The organism is Serratia sp. CY74737 (assembly GCF_052166775.1).
GTDB lineage: Bacteria > Pseudomonadota > Gammaproteobacteria > Enterobacterales > Enterobacteriaceae > Serratia > Serratia ureilytica.
This window is the reverse complement of record NZ_JBJNOF010000001.1, coordinates 393,235-415,358: the sequence shown is the minus strand read 5'-3', so window position 1 is coordinate 415,358 and position 22,124 is coordinate 393,235. Positions and strand designations below refer to the sequence as shown.

At 62.9% G+C, this 22,124-nt stretch carries 19 protein-coding genes, 1 tRNA gene and 1 pseudogene; 5 read left to right on the top strand and 16 right to left on the bottom strand.

Translation table 11 applies throughout. The annotated features are described in order from the left end of the window. The 10 genes and pseudogenes from ACJ8PE_RS01995 to citC form a co-directional block, all read right to left on the bottom strand. Positions 1-500 (bottom strand): annotated as a pseudogene (locus tag ACJ8PE_RS01995) (isochorismate synthase); the annotation flags it as partial. A 189-nt stretch (positions 501-689) separates the two neighbouring features. Then, on the bottom strand, positions 690-1,382 hold the full coding sequence (locus ACJ8PE_RS01990) for a 4'-phosphopantetheinyl transferase family protein (protein WP_197762199.1): 693 nt from the start codon (positions 1,380-1,382) through the stop codon (positions 690-692). A gap of 161 nt (positions 1,383-1,543) precedes the next feature. Continuing rightward, positions 1,544-2,773 (bottom strand): bifunctional glucose-1-phosphatase/inositol phosphatase, encoded by a 1,230-nt coding sequence (gene agp / locus ACJ8PE_RS01985; RefSeq protein WP_043143150.1) that lies wholly within the window; start codon positions 2,771-2,773, stop codon positions 1,544-1,546. A gap of 146 nt (positions 2,774-2,919) precedes the next feature. Continuing rightward, entirely contained in the window at positions 2,920-4,383 is a 1,464-nt protein-coding gene (locus tag ACJ8PE_RS01980) for an anion permease (RefSeq protein WP_033643712.1), read from the bottom strand. A 25-nt stretch (positions 4,384-4,408) separates the two neighbouring features. Then, positions 4,409-5,293, bottom strand: a complete 885-nt coding sequence (gene citG, locus ACJ8PE_RS01975) for a triphosphoribosyl-dephospho-CoA synthase CitG (protein WP_197798100.1) — start codon at positions 5,291-5,293, stop codon at positions 4,409-4,411. Next, complete coding sequence (gene citX / locus ACJ8PE_RS01970; protein ID WP_197762193.1) at positions 5,274-5,822, bottom strand: citrate lyase holo-[acyl-carrier protein] synthase; 549 nt, start codon at positions 5,820-5,822, stop codon at positions 5,274-5,276. The genes citG and citX overlap by 20 nt, the downstream gene beginning before the upstream one ends. A 3-nt stretch (positions 5,823-5,825) precedes the next feature. Continuing rightward, positions 5,826-7,331 (bottom strand): citrate lyase subunit alpha, encoded by a 1,506-nt coding sequence (gene citF / locus ACJ8PE_RS01965; protein ID WP_028130661.1) that lies wholly within the window; start codon positions 7,329-7,331, stop codon positions 5,826-5,828. After that, the gene (citE, locus tag ACJ8PE_RS01960; RefSeq protein ID WP_197793375.1) at positions 7,331-8,251 is read right to left on the bottom strand and encodes a citrate (pro-3S)-lyase subunit beta; all 921 of its coding nucleotides are present in this window, start codon (positions 8,249-8,251) and stop codon (positions 7,331-7,333) included. The genes citF and citE overlap by 1 nt, the downstream gene beginning before the upstream one ends. Then, a complete protein-coding gene (citD, locus tag ACJ8PE_RS01955; RefSeq protein WP_046687418.1) occupies positions 8,235-8,543 on the bottom strand; it encodes a citrate lyase acyl carrier protein in 309 nt (102 codons plus the stop codon). The genes citE and citD overlap by 17 nt, the downstream gene beginning before the upstream one ends. Continuing rightward, positions 8,543-9,613, bottom strand: coding sequence for a [citrate (pro-3S)-lyase] ligase (gene citC / locus ACJ8PE_RS01950; protein WP_004940809.1), 1,071 nt, complete (start codon positions 9,611-9,613; stop codon positions 8,543-8,545). Before citC ends, citD begins: the two co-directional genes overlap by 1 nt. 313 nt (positions 9,614-9,926) lie before the next feature. Between citC and dpiA the strand changes: the two genes are divergently transcribed. The 3 genes from dpiA (at position 9,927) to ACJ8PE_RS01935 (ending at position 13,995) form a co-directional block, all read left to right on the top strand. After that, complete coding sequence (gene dpiA, locus ACJ8PE_RS01945) at positions 9,927-10,613, top strand: two-component response regulator DpiA (protein ID WP_033654924.1); 687 nt, start codon at positions 9,927-9,929, stop codon at positions 10,611-10,613. A 102-nt stretch (positions 10,614-10,715) separates the two neighbouring features. Next, entirely contained in the window at positions 10,716-13,805 is a 3,090-nt protein-coding gene (locus tag ACJ8PE_RS01940) for a beta-galactosidase (protein ID WP_404768839.1), read from the top strand. Positions 13,806-13,919: 114 nt separating this feature from the next. Next, positions 13,920-13,995: transfer RNA gene (locus tag ACJ8PE_RS01935), tRNA-Asn, on the top strand. A 140-nt stretch (positions 13,996-14,135) separates the two neighbouring features. Here the strand turns inward: ACJ8PE_RS01935 and leuE are convergent. Then, positions 14,136-14,780, bottom strand: coding sequence for a leucine efflux protein LeuE (leuE, locus tag ACJ8PE_RS01930; RefSeq protein WP_197761632.1), 645 nt, complete (start codon positions 14,778-14,780; stop codon positions 14,136-14,138). Between the two features lie 521 nt (positions 14,781-15,301). On the opposite strand from leuE, the gene ACJ8PE_RS01925 reads away from it, so the two are divergent. Further along, a complete protein-coding gene (locus ACJ8PE_RS01925) occupies positions 15,302-17,008 on the top strand; it encodes a hemolysin (protein WP_197792662.1) in 1,707 nt (568 codons plus the stop codon). Positions 17,009-17,057: 49 nt separating this feature from the next. Here ACJ8PE_RS01925 and ACJ8PE_RS01920 read toward each other — a convergent pair whose 3' ends face one another. Beyond that, entirely contained in the window at positions 17,058-17,630 is a 573-nt protein-coding gene (locus ACJ8PE_RS01920) for a hypothetical protein (RefSeq protein ID WP_197792661.1), read from the bottom strand. Positions 17,631-17,759: 129 nt separating this feature from the next. Here ACJ8PE_RS01920 and ACJ8PE_RS01915 point away from each other — a divergent pair, with 129 nt between their 5' ends. Then, entirely contained in the window at positions 17,760-18,650 is an 891-nt protein-coding gene (locus ACJ8PE_RS01915; protein ID WP_197761626.1) for a LysR substrate-binding domain-containing protein, read from the top strand. On the opposite strand, the gene ACJ8PE_RS01910 is transcribed toward ACJ8PE_RS01915, so the two are convergent. The 4 genes from ACJ8PE_RS01910 to ACJ8PE_RS01895 form a co-directional block, all read right to left on the bottom strand. Further along, positions 18,647-19,375, bottom strand: coding sequence for a PA1136 family autoinducer-binding transcriptional regulator (locus ACJ8PE_RS01910; RefSeq protein WP_197761624.1), 729 nt, complete (start codon positions 19,373-19,375; stop codon positions 18,647-18,649). The two genes, ACJ8PE_RS01915 and ACJ8PE_RS01910, sit on opposite strands and share 4 nt — an antisense overlap. Next, on the bottom strand, positions 19,372-20,247 hold the full coding sequence (gene hchA, locus ACJ8PE_RS01905; protein WP_033643728.1) for a glyoxalase III HchA: 876 nt from the start codon (positions 20,245-20,247) through the stop codon (positions 19,372-19,374). The genes ACJ8PE_RS01910 and hchA overlap by 4 nt, the downstream gene beginning before the upstream one ends. Positions 20,248-20,349: 102 nt before the next feature. Next, positions 20,350-21,117, bottom strand: coding sequence for an ABC transporter ATP-binding protein (locus ACJ8PE_RS01900; protein ID WP_033643729.1), 768 nt, complete (start codon positions 21,115-21,117; stop codon positions 20,350-20,352). After that, positions 21,104-22,114, bottom strand: a complete 1,011-nt coding sequence (locus ACJ8PE_RS01895; protein WP_442536704.1) for a FecCD family ABC transporter permease — start codon at positions 22,112-22,114, stop codon at positions 21,104-21,106. The genes ACJ8PE_RS01900 and ACJ8PE_RS01895 overlap by 14 nt, the downstream gene beginning before the upstream one ends. Positions 22,115-22,124 lie beyond the last annotated feature (10 nt).

Here is a 22,124-nt window from a genome sequence, read left to right as displayed (position 1 = left end):
ATCCGGTGGCCGGCCACCGGATCCTCCAGCTCGATATCGAGGATGCGCGACAGCACCGCCTTGTCCAGCTTGCCTTGTTTAAAGCGGCTGACCGCTTCCGCGACCGCGTGTTTGAATCGCGGTTCGTCTGGAATACTGGTGCAGGCGACCAGGCGATGCGGCTGTTGCAGCATCGGGCGCGCGGCGCGGATAAAGCTGTCGTTGGCGACGAATCGGCTTTCTTCAGGGATATACAGGCAGGAAGGCCGGCGCGTGTCGAACGGAATGGCGCCCACCACCACCGGGGCCGCCTGGCCGGCGGCTTTGGCGCGCGCCAGCGCCTGGCGAATATGCTGCGCCAGCGCGCTGCCTTCCTGCTCGCCGCCGAACGCCGGCGTCTCGATACGCTCAAACACGCCGTGGGCAGAGAGGGAACGGAATTCTGACCGGTACAAAAAGGTCGATTGTTCGGCGTACTCAAACCCGGAGAAGGTTTGGTTTTCTGTCGTCAGTGTCGCCACAAGACCACTCCTTTGTTGCGCCTCACCAATGATAATGTTTATGCGAATAATTATCATTAGCTGTAAAGGGTGGGTAAATTACACCGGATCCCCACCGTCGGTCAATCTCCGATGAATGAATCTTTCCGCACGCCGCGGCAAATTCGCGTTACGCCACAACAAGAAATAACACACTGTTATTATTGTGTTTTAGCAAAAAATAAAAGTCGTGACATCGTCACCTTCGCGCCAAAACCGCCCGGCGAAACGCCGTCCGGCGCAGCAATGCGGCGTCAACGTGGTGAGCAGCGCCAATTCGAACGTCTGCCGCTGCGCATCCACCGCCACCATCCGCGCATCAAGAAAATCGAAATATCGGCGCACCTGCGGGTACAGCGCTTTGAACAGGCTCTCTTTGGCGGAAAACGTCAGCGTCAGCAGCTCGTTGAACGGCAGCGTTTCGCCCAGCAACGTCTCGCGCTCCGCCGGTGAAACGATCGCGCTCCACAGCTCCTCTGCTCGCGCCACGGACAGCAGCGTCTCCACATCCAGCCCAACGCCGCCCAGCCCGCTCTCTCGGTGTACGGCACACAGCGCGGTATGCGAATTATGGCTCAGCGCCCCGGCGATGCCCGTCGGCCACTGCGGCGCGCGATCTTCGCCGCGCGCCAGGGTGAAATCGGCGAAACCGAGCGGCGCCAGCAGCTGCCGCGCCAGCACACGCCCGGCCAGATACTCCGCACGGCGTTTCGGCACCGCGCGCGCCAGATGGTCCGGCAGCGCAAATCCCGCCTCGGGAAAACTGTCGTCGCGATACTCCGCCAGCGCAAACTGGCAGCGCGCCACCTGCCCCGGATAGCCGTCCGGCGTGAAAAATTCGATATTGCGGATAAAAGTGGGCAACGGCGGTATCCATGATAAGCAGGCAGGCTGATGATGTTAGCCCCCGAAACGGCCTGCAACAATGACCCTGGGCAAAATAAATGGCGTTAAGTCCCGCGCGGAGGCGCGTTGGACGAAGTGGGAAAAGGCCTCTCCCCCGCATTCGGGAGAGAGGCCGGGCATTACAAGATGCCTTTCATGGTCTTCTCGAAATCGCTCCAGGCGCAGAAGCCGTCTTTATCGATCGGGCAGCCTTTCAGCGCCAGCGTCACGCGCTGCGGCGGGGTTTGCAGCGTCAGCGGCGTCGCCTTGCGCAGCTGTTCGGTGGACTGATAGACGTACTCGATCTTCAGCAATTCACGGTCGTTCTGCGCGTCGCGCCAGCGCTGGAATACCAGTTTGCCGCCGATCGGCGTTTTCTCGTACTGCTGCGGCAGCTGATACGGCTGGAACTGCATGGCCGACAGCAGCGAGGCGATATTGGAGTCGTGGCCCACCAGCACCGTCAGCTTCGGCGCGTCCGGTTTACGCTCGCCCAGCAGCGCGTTGTTGATGTAGGTCAGCAGCGGCTTGGCGACGTTCTGCGCCACCACCGGCGAGGTGAACAGCGAATCCTGATAGCCGTCTTTCAACTGCGCCAGCTGCTGCCACTGGTGCGGCGTGGCGATTTTGCCCCAGGCCACCTCTTTCATCGGGAAACCTTCGTAGTATTGCAGCATAAAGGCGTCCACCAGCGAGTTGCCCACCCGCAGCGGGCCGGAGACGCCCGGCTCTTTGCCCGGCACCGCGCTCATCACGCTGGCTTCTTTGGTCAGGTCGCAGTGTTTGTCGGTCTTGCAGGCGGCGGAATCCTTGTAGTCGATGATCTTCGCCAACTGCTGATAAGAGGCGTCCAGCTTCAGCGATCCCAGCGCGGCGTTCATCGCGGCCAGCGCCTGCTGGTTGAAGGCTTCGCTGGTGTCGGTGATGATCGGGTTGAAGGTCGGATCCATCTCGCCCATCTTGTCCTGATGGTGCACGCTGACGTCGCAGCCCGGGAACGCGCCATTGCTGAAGAACTGCGCGGTGGCCACCGTGCGCTGCAGGCTGTTGGCGTAGACGTACACGCTGCCGGCGGTCGGGCAGCCCTCTTGCGGCAACAGGCCGGTCTGCTTCAGCCAGGCGTTGAAATAGTGCCCCATATACACTTCCAGCACCCCGCCCTTGGTGGTCAGCTGGCCGCCCGGCGTTTCCCAGGCCGGCCAAGCCTTCGGCGTGGACTGCGCCAACACGCTGCCGTTGTTGGCCAGCGGCGCGCGCAGGTTATGGCGGCTCATCACCAGCACCTGTTCCAATTGATAACCGCCGGCGTCCGCCAGCGCGTTCCCGGTGAATAACAAAGGCAGGCACAGCAATAACGTTTTTTTTCTCATCCGCAGAGGCTCCCGGAAAATGATTATTTTTAAGGTGTTAGCGTTTGCCTGCGTATGATGGCGGGGTTAGTGTGACAAGTGTGTGACAGGGTTCACGGGAAAAGATCGTACCAGCGGCCACCGGGCGGCGGCCGCTGTGCGTCAACTCAGTACCACAGGCTCATGATTGGCCAACCGATCAGCAACAGCGCGGCGATGTACACCACGCCGAGAATGCCGCCCAGGCGCCAGTAGTCTTTCGACTTCACATAGCCGCAGCCGTAGATAATCACCCCCGGCCCGGTGGCGTACGGCGTCAGCACGCCCATGATGCCGATCGACAGCACCAGCAGCATCGACAGCTGCTCCATCGGCACGCCCGGCAACCCTTTGCCGACCGCCAGGATCACCGGCAGCATGGTGGCGGTGTGCGCCGACAGGCTGGCGAACAGGTAGTGGGCGAAGTAGAACACCAGCACCAGCGCCACTACCGTCATGTTCGGCGAGAAGCCGTCCAGGTGGGTGCTCATGGTCTGGGCGAACCAGTCGATAAAGCCGGAGCGCGTCAGGCCGTTGGCCATCACCACCAGCGTCGCCAGGTTAACCAGCGTATTCCAGGCGCTGGAGTATTTGGTAATGTCTTTCCACGACACCACGTGCAGCGCCAGCATCAGCGACACCGCCAACAGGCACACCGCGGTGGCGTCCAGCACCTTGCCGCCGAACACCCACAGGCACAGGCTGAGCAGCACCAGGCCGATCAGGGTGTACTCCTTGCGCGTCAGCTTACCCATTTCCCCCAGCGCGGTATTCGCCCAGGCGGCCACTTCGCTGCTGTGGGTCACGCCCGGTTTGTAGAGGTAGTAGGAGATCAACGGCGCGATGATCAGCAGCAGCAGGCCAACCGGCAGGAACGCCAGGAACCACTGCATCCAGCTGATGTGCACCCCGGCTATCTTGCCGACGAACTCGATGCCCAGCACGTTCGGCGCGGCGCCGGTGACGAACATCGAGGAGCTGATGCTGGTGCCGACCACCATCATCCACATCAGGTAGCCGCCGATGCGGCGCGAAGAGGGATCGTTAGGGAAGGAATCGAACAGCGGCGGCAGGTTTTTCACCACCGGGAACACCGTGCCGCCGGTGCGCGCGGTGTTGGACGGCGTGAACGGCGCCAGCAGGATATCGATGATCACCACCGCATAGCCCAGCGTCAGCGTGCGCTTGCCCATGAACTTCACCAGGAACAGCGCGATGCGCCGCCCCAGCCCGGTGGCCTCGTAGCCCAGCGCGAAGATAAAGGCGCCGAACACCAGCCAGACAGTGGTGCTGGAGAAGCCCGCCAGCCCCCATTTCAGCGCCTCTTTACCGGCCTTGAAGCCCGGCTCCGCCAGTTCCTGCGCGCCGAACAGCACCCAGTTGGCGCTCAGCACGCTGACGGTCACCGCGATAAAGCTGATGGCGGTGGCCGGGATCGGCTCCAGAATCATGCCGACGATCATCGCCACAAAGATGGCGAAATAGTGCCACGCCTGCGGCGGCATGCCGTCGGGCACCGGTATCAATAACAGGATCGCGAGCACCGCCAGCGGCGCTATCGCTTTCCAGATCTTTTCCTGGGTTTGGGACATAGGGACTCTCCTGAAGGCTTGGTTATTATTCTTGGGCACCCAGCTGCGCCAGCAGCCAGGTCACTATCAACAAGTCGGCGCTGCCGCCGGGGCTGAGGTTGCGGGCAATGCAGTCGGCATCGAAGCGCCGCAGGCGCGCCAGGCCCGCTTCCCCCGCCGAGCCGCCCTGCGCCAGCAGCAAGGCCGCCCGCCGCCGCAGCCAGCGCAGCCCGTGCAGGCCGCCGCGCGAGGCGACGTTGGTGTCATCGTTGTGGGCCATCAGCCACAGCAGGCTGTCCAGCAGCGCCCGCTGTTCGCCGCCGCCGGCGGCCAGCCGTTGCCGATACAGCGGCAGCGCGCCGTCAAGCACCAACCGAAAACCGGATTCCGCCTCGCCGCGCGCGCCGCTGAGGCCATACGCAGCGAACAAGCGCTGGCCGGCGGTCTGCCCGGCGTTGTTGCATCGCAGCTCGCTGTCCACCAGCCCTCGGCACATCGCCGCCACTTCGGCGCATAACGATGCGGCGCTGATGGCCCGGCCCTGCTGCTGCAGGCGGCCGAAGGCGGCGCACAGCAAACCGAGTGAGAACACGCTGCCCTTGTGGGTGTTAATGCCGCCGGTGGCACGAAACATCTGGTTTTCACAGGCCAGGCCGAGCGGCCGCAGCCGCGCCAACTGCCGCTCCGCCGGCCGGCAGGCGTCTTCGCGGCCACGCTGGATAAAACGCGGCAGCCACACGCCGATGGCGCGGGCGCTGCGGTAGAAATGCCCAAGATCCATATCGCGGTGGGCGCCGGTGTTATGGCGATCCACCAGCCCCGGTTTGGGCGTGAGGTTGACCTCCACCAACAGCGCGCGAAAGGCGGCGCGGGCGAAGTCGCAGGCCGGCTCGGCTCGGCGGGCGGGTGGATTAATCGGCAGAGATCGCATCGTTGAACATCCTTTCCATTTCTTGCAGCAGCTGCTCGCTGCCATGCCGCCGCTGGCGGGCGCAGATCTTGGCCGGCTGGCCGCACAGCAGGCAGCGCCGCGCCGGCAGGCCGATGTCGCGGCGCGACAGGATTCGCCCCTGCGCATCCAGCACGTCGATATCCCACAGCCGGCCGATCGGGCGGCTCACCTCCAGCTGCATGGCGCAATCTTTCACCCGTTGGGCGTCGGCGCGCAGCGCTACAAACCCTTCGCAGCCGGTGGCGAGCGCCAGCGCCTCGGCCTGCGGGCTCGGCCAGCCCTGTTCGGCGCACAGCCGCAGCAGCGCCGCCCACCCGAGGTTGAAAATGCCGCGCGTCAACGCGCTGTCCTTCACCGGGCCGGGCACCACCAGCGTCAGCACCAGCAGCGTGCACTCGTACTGCGCCAGCCACGCCTGCTGGCGCGCCTGGCGGCATTCGCGGCTGGTGAGCAGCTCCGGCAGGCTGACCGCGCGTTCGGCGGCCAGTTGAGGATCGACGGCGGCCATCGGTTACTCCGCCACCTGATGCACCACGTCGATCACCGAGCCGTCGCGGTAGCGCACCACCGCCACCACCTTGTCGGTAAAGGCGATCGGTTGCGGTTCGCCGGTCAGCTGCAGCGCGCGGGCGCGCAGCCAGTCGATGCTCACCACCTCGAGCCCGGCCTCCCGCAGGCGCTGCGCCAACTCGGGCCGCGCCGGGTTGACGGCGATACCGTGGTCGGTCACCAGAATGTCGATGCTGGAGCCCGGCGTGACGCAGGTGGTCACCTGCTCCACCAGCGTCGGGATGCGCCCGCGCACCAACGGCGCGACGATGATCGCCAGCCGCGCGGCGGCGGCGGTGTCGCAATGGCCGCCGGACGCGCCGCGCAGCACGCCGTCGGAGCCGGTCAGCACGTTAACGTTGAAGCCGGTGTCGATTTCCAGCGCGCTCAGCACCACCACGTCGAGCCGATCGACCGACGCGCCCTTGGAGCTGAAGTTGGCGTACTGATTGGCGCTGATTTCGATATGGCGCGGGTTGCGCGCCAGCGAGGTCGCCGCCGCCCGATCGAAGCTCTGCACGTCCAGCAGCTTGCCGATCAACCCTTTCTCGTGCAGATCCACCATGGTCGAGGTGATGCCGCCGAGGGCGAACGCGGCGCGAATGCCGCGGGCGCGCATCTTGTCCTCCAGGAACCGGGTCACCGCCAGCGAGGCGCCGCCGGTGCCGGTTTGCAGCGAGAACCCTTCGGTGAAGTAGCCGGAACCGGCGATCACCTCGGCGGCGCGGCGGGCGATCAACAGCTCGCGCGGGTTCGAGGTCATGCGCGTGGCGTCGGCGCCGATCTTGTCGGCGTCGCCCACCCGCTCCAACTGCACGATCAGATCCACCCGATCCTGCGCCAGGCTGGCGGGATGATGCGGATACGGCACCAGCTGCTCGGTCAGCAACACCACGGTGCCCGCCGCCTCGGCGTCCACCCGCGCATAGCCGAGCGAGCCGCAGCAGGCTTCACCGCTGTAGCCGTTGGCGTTGCCGAACTCATCGCAGGCCGGCACGCCGAGGAAGGCCACGTCTATCTTCAGCTCGCCGGATTCGATCAGATTGACCCGGCCGCCGTGCGAGTGAATTTGCACCGGCTCCGCCAGCAGCCCGCGCGATACGGCGTCCGCCAGCGGGCCGCGCAGCCCGGAGGTGTAAATGCGGCTCACCACGCCGTGGCGGATATGCTCAACCAACGGCGCATGGCAGTCGGTCAGCGAGCTGGAGGCCAGCGTCAGGTTGCGGAACCCCATCGCCGCCAGCGTCTCCATCACCTGATTGAGCGCCAGATCGCCGCCGCGAAACGCATGGTGAAAGGAGATGGTCATGCCGTCCTGCAGCCCGCTGCGGCGCACCGCTTCCTGCAAGGAGTCGCACAGCTTGAGATCGCGCGGTTTACGCGCCTGCAGATTGGCTTTGGACACGTCCTGATAGCCCGGCAGATCCGCCGGGTTGGCGAAGGTCATCAATCGTTGTTGGCGGTTCATCATACTTCCTCCCCGTGCTGCGCCGGTTCTTCCCGTAAGCCGGACAGCGCGGCGCGCTCCAGCACCAGCCGGGCGCGTTCAATCACCGGGCTGTCGACCATTTTTCCGTTGAGCGACACCACGCCGCGCCCTTCCCGCTCCGCCGCTTCGGCGGCGTCCACCACCCGCTGCGCGTGCGCCACCTCTTTGGCGGTCGGCGCGTACAGGTTGTGCAGCAGCTCAATCTGGCGCGGGTTGATCAGCGATTTGCCGTCGAAGCCGAGCTGTTTGATCAGCGCCGCTTCCTGCAGGAAGCCGGCCTCGTTGTTGGCGTCGGAGTAGACGGTGTCGAACGCCTGAATGCCGGCGGCGCGCGCCGCCTGCAGCAGCGAGCAGCGGGCGAACAGCAGCTCAATGCCCTCCGGCGAGCGTTCGGTGCGCAGGTTGCGCACATAGTCTTCCGCCCCCAGCGCGATGCCGATAAGACGCGGCGAAGCGTGCGCGATCGCCACCGCGTTGGTGATGCCCTGCGCCGATTCGATCGCCGCCAGCAGCCCGGTGCTGCCTACCGGCCGGCCGCAGGCCGCCTCGATGGCGGCGATCTCGCGCTCCATGTCAACAACGTCCTGCGCGCTGTCGGTCTTCGGCAGGCGCACGATGTCCGCGCCGCCGCGCACCACCGCCTGCAGGTCCGCCAGACCGTAGGCGGAATCGAGCGCATTGACGCGCACGATGGTTTCCGCCTCCTGGTACAGCGGGTGCTGCAGCGCGTGGTACACCAGCCGGCGCGCCGCGTCTTTTTCACGCAGGATCACCGAGTCTTCCAGATCGAACATCAGCGCATCGGCCTGATAGATAAAGGCGTTGCTGACCATCGCCGCGTTGGCGCCGGGAACGAACAGCATGCTGCGGCGCAACCGGGTTTTATTCAGCGTTTTCATCTTTCGCCTCCCACGGCAGTTGGCCGCTCTCGCAGGCGCGCATCAGCGCGGTTTCCAGCCGGGCGCGCAGCACGCAGTCCAGCGCCCCTTTGTCGTCGACGATCACCTGCACCGGCTCCACCTCATAACGCTGCAGCACCTCCAGCAGGGTGCGGCGGATCGCCGCGCCGAACTGTTTTTCCACGCTGCTGGCGATCAACAGATCGTGCTGCGGCCCCTCGGCGGGCGCGATGCGCACCATGACATCGCTGGATTCCAGCGTGCCGGCCATTGCTTCTCGGATAATTTTCATCATTCACCTGATTGTGCGGACTCAAAAGGATGCGGGGCCGCCTTGGCCCGGCGCTGCGTTTGCAGATCCTGCAGGTAGTACAGGGTGTCCGGCGGCACCAGCGGCGCGGCGGCGTGGAAGTCCCCCGCCGCCAGCAGCTTGCGCACCCAGGAGGCGGAGATCGCCGTGCCCTGATATTGCAAACGCTCGATTTCCACCAGCGCGATCGGCGGGCTGGGCAGCGCCGGCGTTTCCAGCCAGTAGCGCATGTCGCGGTTGTACTTCGCGGTCACCGCGCAGAACGGCTCGTTGCCGACGAAGCGGTGGGTGATGCCCAGCGCGGGCGCCAGATACTGGCGGAAGATCTTCAGATCGATTTCGGTGTAACAGTCGTCGGCCACGCCCTGGTCCTTGATGAAGTAACAGGGGAAGGTGGCGCGCGAGATCACGTACTGCGAGCCTTCGTGTACCGTGAGGTTGGGGATATCGGCGGTGCCGGCCAGCACCAGCCGGCGCCGGTCTTCATAGCTGAAGCGCGAGGTGTTTTCCTTCACCAGAAACAGGTGCAGCCAGTCGCAGCGCTTGGCCGCCTGACGCACCAGATACTGGTGCCCGCGGGTAAAGGGGTTGGCGTTCATCACGATGCTGCCGATGGTGTCGCCCGGCCGACGTTGGCTCGCCAGTTGGGCGGCGTAGCGCTTCAGGCGGCACGGGCTGTTTTCCATCAGCACCACGATGCCCGGCACGGTGGCGATCGGGTAGAAACCGCACTGGCGGAACAGCGGCTCGTTCTGCACCTTGGTGTAGATAAACAGCTGGGTGTGATGGCGCTCGTAGGCCAGGTTCACCAGCTCGGTCGCCAGCGCCAGCGCCAACCCTTCGCCGCGCATCAGCGGGCTGATGGCGACGCATTTGATAATATTGTCGGCGATGCCGCCGCAGGCGACCAATTTGTCGTGCTGGGTAACGGTAATAAATATTTCAACCGTGGTGTCGATATTCAGATCGTTACTGCGCAAGAAGGCGCTTATTTCCGAAATCGCTTTATGATCCGATCGCTTTACCCGATTAAATACGGCATCGCCTAACATAACACGCTCTCTGGGTTAACTGGCAAACAACAAATGAAATACAAAAAGGCATTTTAATTAACATCAGAAATGGCAATTAAAATCTTAAAAACCATGAAGATAAAATCATCCTCTCGTTCGATAAACCCATGGTAAGCAGAAAAAAAACGCGGATTATTGACCTATTTCACAAACCGATCCCGGTTAATAAGTTATTTAATGTTCTTTATTTGCTTAATTAATCTTATGGTGTTTATTATTGAGATAATCTTTATTTGGCGCCGCAATTCACTTACATTCACTTAGCATTTTTATTGCAATTACGGGTCGCACTATGGAATGGCTGAACATCCTGATCGTTGAAGACGAAACGCCGCTGGCGGAGATGCACGCGGAGTTTATCCGCCAGAACGGCGGCTGCCGCCAGATTTGGCTGGCCGGCACGCTGGCGCAGGCGCGCGCCATGACCGAACGCTTCAAGCCGGATCTGATCCTGCTGGACAACTTTCTGCCGGACGGCCAGGGCATCACCCTGCTGCGCGAACTGACGCTGAGCGGGTATCGCGGCGGCATCGTGTTCATCACCGCCGCCAGCGACATGGCCACCGTGGCCGAGGCGTTGCGCTACGGCGTGTTCGACTACCTGATCAAACCGCTGGCCTATGACCGGCTGAGCCAGACGCTGCTGCGCTTCAGCCAGCGCCGCGAAGCGTTGAAGGACAAAGCGCGCCTCAACCAGCGCCGCATCGACGAGATGTTCAATACCTACGCCCGCGGCGAGCAGCAGGCGGCGCTGCCCGCCGGCATCGACGAGCTGACGCTGGGCAAGGTCCGCGCGCTGTTTGCCGAACCCGCTGCGCGCCACACCGCTGAAAGCGTTGCGCAAAAAATGGGGCTCAGCCGCACCACCGCGCGCCGTTATCTGGAGTTTTGCACCGCCGCGCAGCAGCTGCGCGCCGAGATCATTTACGGCAAGGTCGGCCGCCCACAGCGGATCTACCGCGCCGGCGAACCGCATTAACGGTTATTTGATCGCCCTTGCAAGGTTGCGTGTAACCGCTTTACTTTTTATGCGCCGGTCAGCATCTTGGTGAGCATCACCTAGCCGACTGGACGATCGCCGATGCCCGCTGCGCCCCTTGCTTCCCTGACCGAGATCCTCGCCCGCCGTGACTGGCAAAACCCGACCTGCACCCACTACCGCCGGCTGGACGCCCACCCGCCGTTCGCCAGCTGGCGCACGGTGGAAGACGCGCGCGACGATGCCCCCAGCGCCAGCCGCCGATCGCTGAACGGCGAGTGGCGCTTCAACTATTTCCCGCGCCCAGAGGCGGCACCGGAAGGCTGGCTGCGGCAGGATCTGCCGGACGCCGCCCCGCTGGCGGTGCCGGGCAACTGGCAGCTCGCCGGCTACGATGCGCCGATCTATACCAACGTGCGCTACCCGTTCCCGGTCGATCCGCCGCGCGTGCCGGAAGACAACCCAACCGGCTGCTACTCGCGCACCTTCAGCGTCGATCCGGCCTGGCTGGCCGCCGGCCAGACGCGCGTCATCTTCGACGGCGTCAACTCGGCGTTCTATTTGTGGTGCAACGGCCACTGGGTGGGCTATTCGCAGGACAGCCGTCTGCCGGCGGAGTTCGACCTCAGCCCGTGGCTGCTGCCGGGAGAAAACCGGCTGGCGGTGATGGTGCTGCGCTGGTGCGACGGCAGCTACCTGGAAGATCAGGACATGTGGCGCATGAGCGGCATCTTCCGCGACGTCAGCCTGCTGCACAAACCCGCCGCGCACCTGAGCGATGTGCGCATCACCACGCCGCTGCATGACAGCTTTACCCGCGGCGAACTGGTGGTGACGGCGCGCGCCAGCCGGCCCGGCCCGCTGCAGGTGCAGGTTCAGCTGTGGCGCGACGGCGCGCGAGTGGCCGAACGCACCCAACCGCTCGGCAGCGAGATCGTGGATGAGCGCGGCGCCTATGACGATCGCGTCACGCTGCGGCTGCCGGTGGAACGCCCGGCGCTGTGGAGCGCCGAAACGCCCACGCTGTATCGCGCTACCGTCGCCCTGCTCTCATCCGAAGGGGAGATTATCGAGGTGGAGGCCTATGACGTCGGCTTCCGCCAGGTGGAAATCAGCGGCGGGTTGCTGAAGCTCAACGGGCAGCCGCTGCTGATCCGCGGCGTTAACCGCCACGAGCATCATCCGCGCCACGGCCAGGTGATGGACGAGGCGACGATGCGCCACGACATCCTGCTGATGAAGCAGCACAACTTCAACGCGGTGCGCTGTTCCCATTATCCCAACCACCCGCTGTGGTACCGGCTGTGCGACCGTTACGGGCTGTACGTGGTGGACGAAGCCAATATCGAGACCCACGGCATGCAGCCGATGAACCGCCTGGCTGACGATCCGCTGTGGCTGCCGGCGATGAGCGAGCGTGTCACCCGCATGGTGCAGCGCGATCGCAACCACCCCTGCATCATTATCTGGTCGCTGGGCAACGAGTCCGGCCACGGCGTGAACCACGATGCGCTGTATCGCTGGGTGAAAAGCCAGGATCCGACCCGCCCGGTGCAATATGAAGGCGGCGGCGCCGACACCGCCGCCACCGACATCATCTGCCCGATGTATGCGCGAGTGGATCAGGATCAGCCGTTCCCGGCAGTGCCCAAATGGGCGATCGGCAAGTGGATCGGCCTGCCGGAGGAGCCGCGCCCGCTGATCCTGTGCGAATACGCCCACGCGATGGGCAACAGTTTCGGCGGTTTCGAGCGCTACTGGCACGCGTTCCACGCATATCCGCGCCTGCAGGGCGGCTTTGTCTGGGACTGGGTCGATCAGGCGCTGATCAAACGCGACGATCGCGGCGAAGAGTTCTGGGCCTACGGCGGCGACTTCGGCGACACCCCCAACGATCGCCAGTTCTGCCTGAACGGGCTGGTGTTCGCAGATCGCACCCCGCACCCGGCGCTGTTCGAAGCGCAGCGGGCACAGCAGCTGTTCCGCTTCGCCTTCGACGCCGCCTCGCTGACGCTGACCGTCACCAGCGATTACCTGTTCCGCCACACCGACAACGAACAGCTCAACTGGCGGCTGGAGCTGGACGGCGTGGAGCGCGCCAGCGGCAGCTTCGATCTGGCGCTGCCGCCGCAGGGCAGCACTCGCTTCACCCTGCTCGACCGCCTGCCGATGCTGCATCAGCCCGGCGAGCTGTGGCTGAACGTGGAGGTGGTGCAGCCGCAGGCCACCGACTGGTCTGAAGCGCACCACCGCTGCGCCTGGGATCAGTGGCGGGTGCCGCGCGCGCTGCATCCCGCGCCGCCGCCGACGCAGGGCGTGCCGCCCACGCTGATTGAAGACGATCAGGGGCTGACGCTCACCCACGGCGACCAGCGTTGGCGCTTCGAGCGCAGCAGCGGCCACCTGACGCAGTGGTGGCAGAATGAGCAGCCGCAGCTGCTGACGCCGCTGCGCGACGGCTTTGCGCGCGCGCCGATCGATAACGACATCGGCGTCAGCGAAGCGGACCATATCGATCCCAACGCCTGGGTCGAACGCTGGAAGCTGGCGGGCCTGTACCGGCTGGAGGAGCACTGCGTGCGGCTGCAGGCGGATGCGCTGCAAAACGGCGTGCGGGTGGTGAGCGAACACCAGTTCGGCGTGGACGGGCAGATTCTGCTGATTAGCCGCAAGCAGTGGCTGTTCGACGCGCTGGGCGCGGTGAGCGTGAACGTGGAGGTCGAGGTGGCCGACGCCCTGCCGCCGCCGGCGCGCATCGGCCTGAACTGCCAACTGGCGACGGTGCAGCCGCAGGCGGAATGGCTGGGTCTGGGCCCGCACGAGAACTACCCGGATCGCCGCCTGGCCGCGCAGCACGGGCGCTGGCGCCTGCCGCTGGCGGATCTGCACACGCCGTATATTTTCCCCGGCGAGAACGGCCTGCGCTGCGACACCCGCAGCCTGCGCTACGGCGGCTGGCGCATCGACGGCCGCTTCCACTTCTCGCTCAGCCGCTACGGCCTGCAACAGCTGATGGCCTGCAGCCACCAGCATCTGCTGCAACCGGAAGCGGGCACCTGGCTGCACCTGGACGGTTTCCATATGGGGGTGGGCGGCGACGACTCCTGGAGCCCGAGCGTGCACCGGGATTACCTGCTCACCGCCGGCGTTTACCGCTATCAGCTGCGCCTGCTGCGGGCTCCCGAGGGCTAAATCTGCCAAAAAACTCAACGGGTTGCGCATTCTGTAAGCAAACAGTCACAGAATGTGTAATCCGCCTTTGACATGCCGACGGCGCCTCGCTATTATTCGCCCCGTTCACACGATTCCTCTGTAGTTCAGTCGGTAGAACGGCGGACTGTTAATCCGTATGTCACTGGTTCGAGTCCAGTCAGAGGAGCCATATTTAGAGAAGCCCGCTCAGGGAAACCTGAGCGGGCTTTTTGCTGTTGGCGTTAGCCATGGGCGGTTATGAGCGAAGAGCAGAAGTCCATCCAGCGAAAGAACGTAAAAAAACCGCCTCACGGCGGTTTAACTATCCAGTTAGGAAGTTGCGCTTGCAAGTCGTGCTGCAAATCCAATGAAGAACATACCTACCAGCGCGTTTCCGATGGCAGATAACCTACGGTTACCTTTTACACGGCTGAGCAGATAAGAGCCGCAGAAAACGAGAAAGCCGAAATAAACGAGAGTAATTGCGAACATCACTGCTGCAAGAATGATAAACGCCATCCAAGAATGTTCAGCCTGAACATTGATGAACTGGGCGAAGAAAGAGATATAGAACAGCAGCGTCTTTGGGTTTAGTAGAGTAACCAGCATTCCGCGTCCGATGATCCCCCCGGCATCAGCTGAAGATTTCTTTTCCTCACTCGTTTCGACAGCTGGCTTAAAGATAGCGCGTAGCGTCTGGACACCGAGATAGAAAAGATAAGCAGCGCCTGCGTATTTGATGGCGTTAAACAAAGCAGGGGTTGAGCTTATGACCGCGGCCAACCCACACCATGCCAGCAGAACCAGAATAACGTCGCTCAGGAGAATGGAAAATATTGCAGCAAAGCCCCGCTTGATGCCGCTGGTGATGCTCGTTTTAATCACGAACATGGTTTCAGGGCCAGGCGCAAGGACTATCAGCGTCGCACCAAGCAGGTACGTCCAGAAATTCACGACACCAAAATCAGCAAACATTTTTACTCCAGTGTTCTCACTTTCAACGAGGCTATTCTAACGTAACCGGCGTTAATGAAAACACATCACGGCTGCATTATTCAGCCAATGTCTGCTGTTGGCTCAAAGCCAACCGTCAGATTACTCAGTCAACCTTTCCTACCCGTTTCGCCCCTGGGCAATCCCCTCCCTGCATCCATCACCGCAATGCCGCCAACGTTTAGCCAATCCCCAACCAGCGAAACCCACTCTTTTATCTAAGAAGATTCCTAACCGAGCTGACGGAAATGCCTTCCTGACGCCAATACGCGGATTTACCCGCCGATTTACAGCAATAATCCTGAAAAAACAATCGATAAGCCAAACTCTCTCGCTCAGCAAGTTGCGTCTATCCTTTCGCTATGGGCGCCTGCCGCCCATCGTTCGCTGCAGATCGCGGCATGCGCGTTTCTGGCTGTTCGGGTTTCGGTTTTATTCCATCGCGCGCTTCCATTCATCATGTTGAATTTCACAGCAATCTCTCAGCAACAAGGAGTGTTTATATGGCTTACGTCATTACCGACCGAGAAAAACTGCAAGCGATTTGGGAGGCCGCCAAAGCCGGCGACTGGCCAGCGGTATATGCCGCATCCGTCGATGCGCTCACCGATCCCAACCATGCCAACCAACCCATTGAGGGCGTGGATATCGCGGTGTATACCTGGATCAAAGGCGCCTATGGCGTGAACTCGAATCAGGGGGCGTTTGCCCATTACATTCGCGACCAAACCAAGCTGCAGTATGAGCTGCGCACCGGGCATGTGCCCGATGACTGGGAGGCGCGCATTCAGAATGCCTCCGACAACATCGCCAAAAACTTTGCCAAAACGCTGTTTGGCGTCGATCTGAGCAGCGATCCCAACGCGCCGCTGCCGGATGCCCCGCCCACCAGCGCCAAAGTGCCGGACATTCACGAGGTCGGCCTGATCGACGCCGGCGCGGCGGCGTCCGAGGTGTTCACCGATGCCTCCTCGACCGGCGCCCCCAACTATTCCCCCTGGGCCGGCACCACGCTGTTCTCTTATTTAGGCGATACCTCGTTCTTTACCGAATGGGTGGCGACCAACGACACCTCGGCCTTTAAGGTGGAAGGCGGGACTTACGATCTCATTGCCGCGGCGCAGGTCTCCATGCAAATGAAAAACCTCAGTTACGTGGTTGAAACGCTGCTGGCGGGCGAAGTGCCCACCTATTTGACCACCCTGGGCATTGGCCACGAGACCATCCGCCTCGCCGCCGAAGCGGCGCGTGATTTCTACACCGAATCCTACGGCAGCAGCGTGACCGGCGGCGGCAGCCTCATTCCCGGCAAGCTGGATATCGGCTCGGCGATTTTCAACGACATTGCCGACGTGCTGTCTACGCCGAATCTGTACCGCGTCGGTACGCTGCATGACGACGATTTCACGCTGGCGTTCGGCAATATCGCCGTTAACACCGGCAGCGGCGACGACATCATCAGCGTGCCGCGCGGCTGGCAAAACAACGCCGGCAACTACGGCTGGACGGTGATCGACGGCGGCAGCGGCCACGATACGGTCGATTATTCCAGCCTGTCGCACGGGGTAAACCTGAAGTTTGACGCTCAGGGCAGCTACGGCGGGCGCGGGGTGATCGAGAAAAACGGCATCGGGCTGTATGGCTTTAAGGACGGGCTGTACAACATCGAAGCGGTGAAACTGACCGACTTTAAGGACAACCTCACCTTTAACGATCGGGTGCTGACGCCGGCCAACGGCCTGGAGGTCAACCTGGGCAAAGGCTCCAGCGAGATTCGTTTCGAGCACGGTTATACCACTGCGCCGGGAGGGAGCGCGCCGCAGGATTATCTCGGCGTGAACCTGAGCATGCTGTCCAACGATGTGCCTTTCCCCAACAGCCTGCTGAATATTCCCGTGAAGCAGACCCACAATATCTACATCGACGACAGCTTCGAGCTGGGTTTTTTACAGGCCTCCTCCCTGTCTATCGACAACCACCTGCTGGCCTTCGGCGCCGAAGGATCAAACAGCAGCTTCTCACTGAACTACAACGCGCAAACCCATACGCAGGATCTGTCGATATTCATGCAGGGCGAAAGCGCACTCAATCAGCACGTCGTCAATATCTACAATTGGGATCAAGGATACTTTGGCATCAATCTGGAGCAGCCGGCCATTCAGCTTGTCGGTTTGCAAACCGTTACGCCGCAAGAACTGGCGGCCGCCTAAACGAAGCCCGCCGGTTTACCGGCGGGTTGTTTACCTGCAGCGCGACGGCTCAGGCCCCATCCCGCTCCGCCACCCGCGCCAGCAACGCCCCCAGCAACGCCAGATCGACCAGCAACGCCAGCGCGAAACAGCTTCCCCTCACGCCCGGCGCGGCGTAGGTTTGCACCAGCGAAGCGGCAATCACTACGGCCACGATAGTCACCACCGTCGTCAGCCTGCACGCCACGGCGAACGCCGCTTTCTCCTCCACCGCCGTGCGGTAGGCAACGCCCTGCCCCAGGCCGCCGAGGGCGAGACCCGCCAGCAGAGCCGGCCAGTCATGGCCGCCGAACAGCATCAGCAATGTGAATAGCCATCCCGCCGCCGCCAGCAAAAAGCCGTGGCGGAGAATCGCCAGCGCAGGCCGGTTCCGCAGCGGCTGCCAGCGGGCCAGTGCGGCGCCGCCGAGAAACGCCAGCGCCAATGCCGTCAGCAGCATCAGGGTCGCGCCGATGCCCTGCAGGCTCTCCGCCTCCAGCAGCAAAGCGCCCGCCGCGACCGGCACGCTGAGCGCCAGGGCGCTCGCCGCCGTTCCCATGTGTGTCATGGCGCCCAGGGCGCCGTTGTTGATAGAAAGGCTCATCGCTCACTCCCGATAGGGTGGAAATGATGAAATAAATTCATTTCCCTGTTCACATGTCAGTAGCCTATCTCTTGTATAATCGGTCAGACAAACTCATAGTTTTCAGCCTTAGATGAGAATAACTCAGCCATGAGAAAACCCCGTTTGCCGCCGCTGGGCGCGCTGCGCGCTTTCCACGCCGTGGCCGGCTGCCGCAGCTTCAAACTGGCCGCCGAGGCGCTGGGCGTGAGCGCGACGGCGGTCAGCCACCAGATCAAGCTGCTGGAATCGGTGCTGGAATGCCGGGTGTGCGAGCGCAGCGCGCAGGGCGTCAGCCTGACCGAGACCGGCGAGATCCTGTATGCCGGCACCCAGCGCGCCTTTGCCGCGCTGGAACAGTCCGTCGCCCAAATCACCCGCGCCCGGCAGCCGCCGGCGCTGACCGTCACCACCACCTCCAATTTTCTCACCCACTGGCTGGTGCCGCGCCTGGCGGATTTCAAGGCGGAGTTTCCCGCCATCGATCTGCGCCTGCACACCAGCGTCGAGCGGGTCGATCTCAGCCAACGCACCGTGGACGTCGCCATCCGCTACCGTGAAACGCCGGAAACCGATCTGCACTGCACCCTGCTGCATGAGGATCGCTTTATCGTGGTCGCCAGCCCGGCGCTGGCGCTGGCGCACATCGAGGATTTACAGCGGGTGACGCTGTTTCACGTGGCGCATCGGCAGGTGCCCGCCGACTCGCCGACCTGGGAGAACTGGCGGCGGCGCTACGGGCCGGAAGGGTTGAACGTGGAAGCCGGGCTGACCTTCAGCGACGAAACCCATGCGCTGCAGGCGGCGGTGGCCGGCCAGGGGGTGGTGATCGCCAGCCGGCTGCTGGCGCGCGATTTGTTGCAGCGCGGCGTGCTGGCCGCGCCGTTCGAGATGGCGTTACCCGGCGCCAACTACTATCTGATGACCACCGAAGAGACCGCGCAGCGCCCCGATATCATTGCGCTGCGCGAGTGGCTGCTGCGGCAAATGGCGGCAGGCTAACGGCTCTCGGGGGCAATTTCGCCCAGGCGGATCGCCACGCTGATCGCCTGCGCGGTGGTGGCGGCGCCAAGGCGCCGGCGAATGCGGCGCAGGTGGTTTTCCACCGTGCGTTCAGACAGGCCGAGCATCGCGGCGATATCCGCCTGTCGTCGGCCGATGGCGGTCCAGCTCAGCACCTCACGTTCGCGCGCCGACAGCCGGCCTTCTTCTTTGCCGGCCGCCGGTTCGAACAACCGCCGCGCCGCCAAAAAGGCCGCCGTGCCCACAAGCGACAGCGCCAACCGCACCGGCGGTGAGGCGTCGATGCGCTCGCCTCCCAGGCTGACGGCGCCCTCCAGGCCGGCGGGGCCGAACACCGGGATTTGCACGCCGTGCAGGCCCGCGCCGCGCGGCGTGCGCACAATCCGGTAGCGCTCTCCCTGCTGCGCCCGGGTCTTGGTCCAGAAGAACGGTTCGCTGGCCCGCAGCATGTGGCGAGTCACCGGGCAGTGCCGCACGTAGGTCAGCGCATCGACCGCCCCCCCCTCGCCGAACCAGTCGCCTTCGACCCAATAGATATGCTCGATCCCCGCCTCCGCCGTGGCGGAAGCGGAAAACAGCACAAAGCGATCGAAGCCGAACGGCGCGGCGAAGGCGCGAACCCGCCCCTGAATGGCGGACAGGGTTCGCTCGTGGTCCATCGCCAACGCCGTCTGGAAAGCGCGCTGCGCGATCTCGTCGCTCATCGCGCGGCGACGTCGGCCAGCAGCGTCTCCGCCGCCAGTTTGCCGAGGTTGTTGGAAGCCAGCGGGCTGTCGCCGGTCAGCAGGCGCCGATCTTTATGCACCTTGCCGGTGATGTCGGCATTGACGATCTTCACGCCCAGCTCACGCAGGCGTTCGCCCACCAGCCAGGGCATCGGGCCGGGGATATAGCCGATGTCGATGTTGGCGCCGGTATCGAGAGCATCCGGGAACACGCACATCTCATAGCCGCGATAGAGGAAATCGTCTTTGCTCTCACCGATGCCCGCCGCCAGCAAACCGGCCGGCCCGTGGCACAGCGAGATCACGTAGCGATCGTTGTCATGGGCCCAGTGCAGCGTCTTTTTCACCTCTTCACTGAACGGGATATCATTGAGCACGCCGTGGCCCCCGGGAATGAAAACGCCGAGGTAGTTGCCGCCATCCAGATCCTTCACGACTTCCGTCAGCTTTTTCGGCTGCTTGAGTTGGCTGCGGTACTTCTCATAGGTGGCCTTGACCGCTGGGTCTTCATGCGGGAACGCCCACATCTCCAGCTTCACCGGATCGCCGGACGGCGTGGCGATGTCGATCTCGAAACCGGCCAGATCCAGGTGATACATCGGCAGCAGCATCTCGACCGGATGGTTGCCGGTGGAGAAGAACTTGCCGTTTTGCATCAGCAGGTAGCGCTCCTGCGAGGCGATCATCAGCACCTTCCACTTGCCGCCGCGATAGGCGTTCGGGTAGCTGGCGCCCGTGAAGTCGGTTTTGGACGAGGTGTACTGGCTGAGGGAGTAAGGTGATGGGAAGAACGCGTTGTCTTCCGCCACATCCGGGGTGGGATTACGATCGTTGGATACTGAATCAGTCATGATTATCTCCATATTCACCGTTGCATTTCTCTTTCAGCTTAAATAACCGCCGGCGGGGCCGCAATGAGGGATATCCCTCAATCGCCCTCGCACTGGCGGCGCTCAAGCGGGGTGCCGTAGCGCGACAATGAACGTTTCTTCGCTGACGCCGGCATATTCGTACCGGCACTTTCTCACCGGCACCTGGAAGTAGCGCTCCAGGATATCCTCTTGCAGCAAGGCGTTTTTATCGCCAAACATGCACTGTCGCTTATTCATCAGCAGGCACTTGTCGGAGATGCGATCGGCGTAATGCAGAAAATGCGTATTCAGCACGATCGTCATCTGCCGCTCTTTGGCGAGGCGCCAGAGCATCTCGATCATTTTAGCCTGATTGTAAAAATCCAGGTTCGACTCCGGTTCGTCGAGGATCATGACGTCGGGGTCCGCCGCCAGCGCCTTGGCGAAATAACACATCTGCAGTTCCCCGCCGCTGATCTGATTGATGTTTTTCTGCGCCAGCGGCGCGATCTCCAGCGCGTGCAACACCGCCTGCGCCTTGGCGAAATCTTGCCGCCGCGGCCCGGCGAACCACCCCGCCTGGCGAGCGCAGCCGAAAGTGACAAAATCGAGCACGCCATACGCGAAATGCGGCGTTTTCGCCTGCGGCACATAGGCCAGTCGGGCGGGCCGATTGTCGATGCGGCCGATCTGGCACACGCCTGACAGGGGCCGGCACAGGCCCGCGATATGTCTCAGCAGCGTGGTTTTACCGGCGCCGTTCGGCCCGAGCACGCTGAGGATCTCACCGCGTTTCAGATGAAAACTGACGTTGTCGAGAATGGGCTCGCACCCTTTGAACCCCAGGGTCAACTGGCTAACGGTGATCATGTTTGCTGCTCATAATAAAAAGGAGGGCGAAAAGCGGCGCGCCGATCAGCGCGGTCAGGATGCCGATCGGGATTTCAGCGTAGGTGGCGCCTCTGGCGATATTGTCGATCACCAGCAAAAACAGCGCCCCGCTCAGCGCCGAAGCCGGGATCAGGCGACCGTGGTTATACCCCAATACGCTTCGCACCAAATGCGGGATCACCAAGCCGACCCACCCCACCACGCCGGCCAAGCTCACCGAGGCGGAAACCAGCAGAGAGGCGGCGATCAGCAACAGGATCTTCAGCCGGGGCGGATTCAGACCGGCGATGCGCGCCTCGTCGTCCCCAAGAGAGAGAATGTTCATATTCCACCTGAGCCGGTAGATAGTCAGGTAACACGCCGCAAACAGCGGGATCAGCCAATAAACCTGCGCTTTCGCTACCGAAGCGAAGCTGCCCATCAGCCAGAAGACGATCGCCGGCAAGGTATCCTGCGGATCGGCGACATATTTTATGACCGAGACAAACGCGATAAACAGCGACGCGATAATCATGCCGGACAAAATCGTGGTGAGCGCATCCTGCCGGCGTTTGAGGCGGCAGATGCCGAGCACCAGCAACAGGCTCACCACGCCGAAAAGAAACGACAGCAGCGAACTCAGGGCAAAAGGCAAACTCAATAGAATGCCCAGCGCAGCGCCAAAGGCGGAGGCGGAAGACGTACCCAGCACGTCCGGGCTGGCCAATGCGTTTTTCAGCACCGCCTGAAAGGTCGCGCCGGCGACCGCCAACCCGCCGCCCACCAGCATCACCGCCACTATCCGCGGCGCGCGCAGGTTAAAAATCACCGAATAGCGGGCCTCATTTTCCCCCGGCATGTTCCCCTGCCATAAAATCTGCGCCACATCATGGGCCGACAAGGCGTAGCGGCCGGCAAACAGCGATGCGAAGGCGACTGCACACAGCGAAATGAACAATCCCGCCATGATCGCCGCATATTTTCCTCTGCCCGGCATCCCCAAGCTC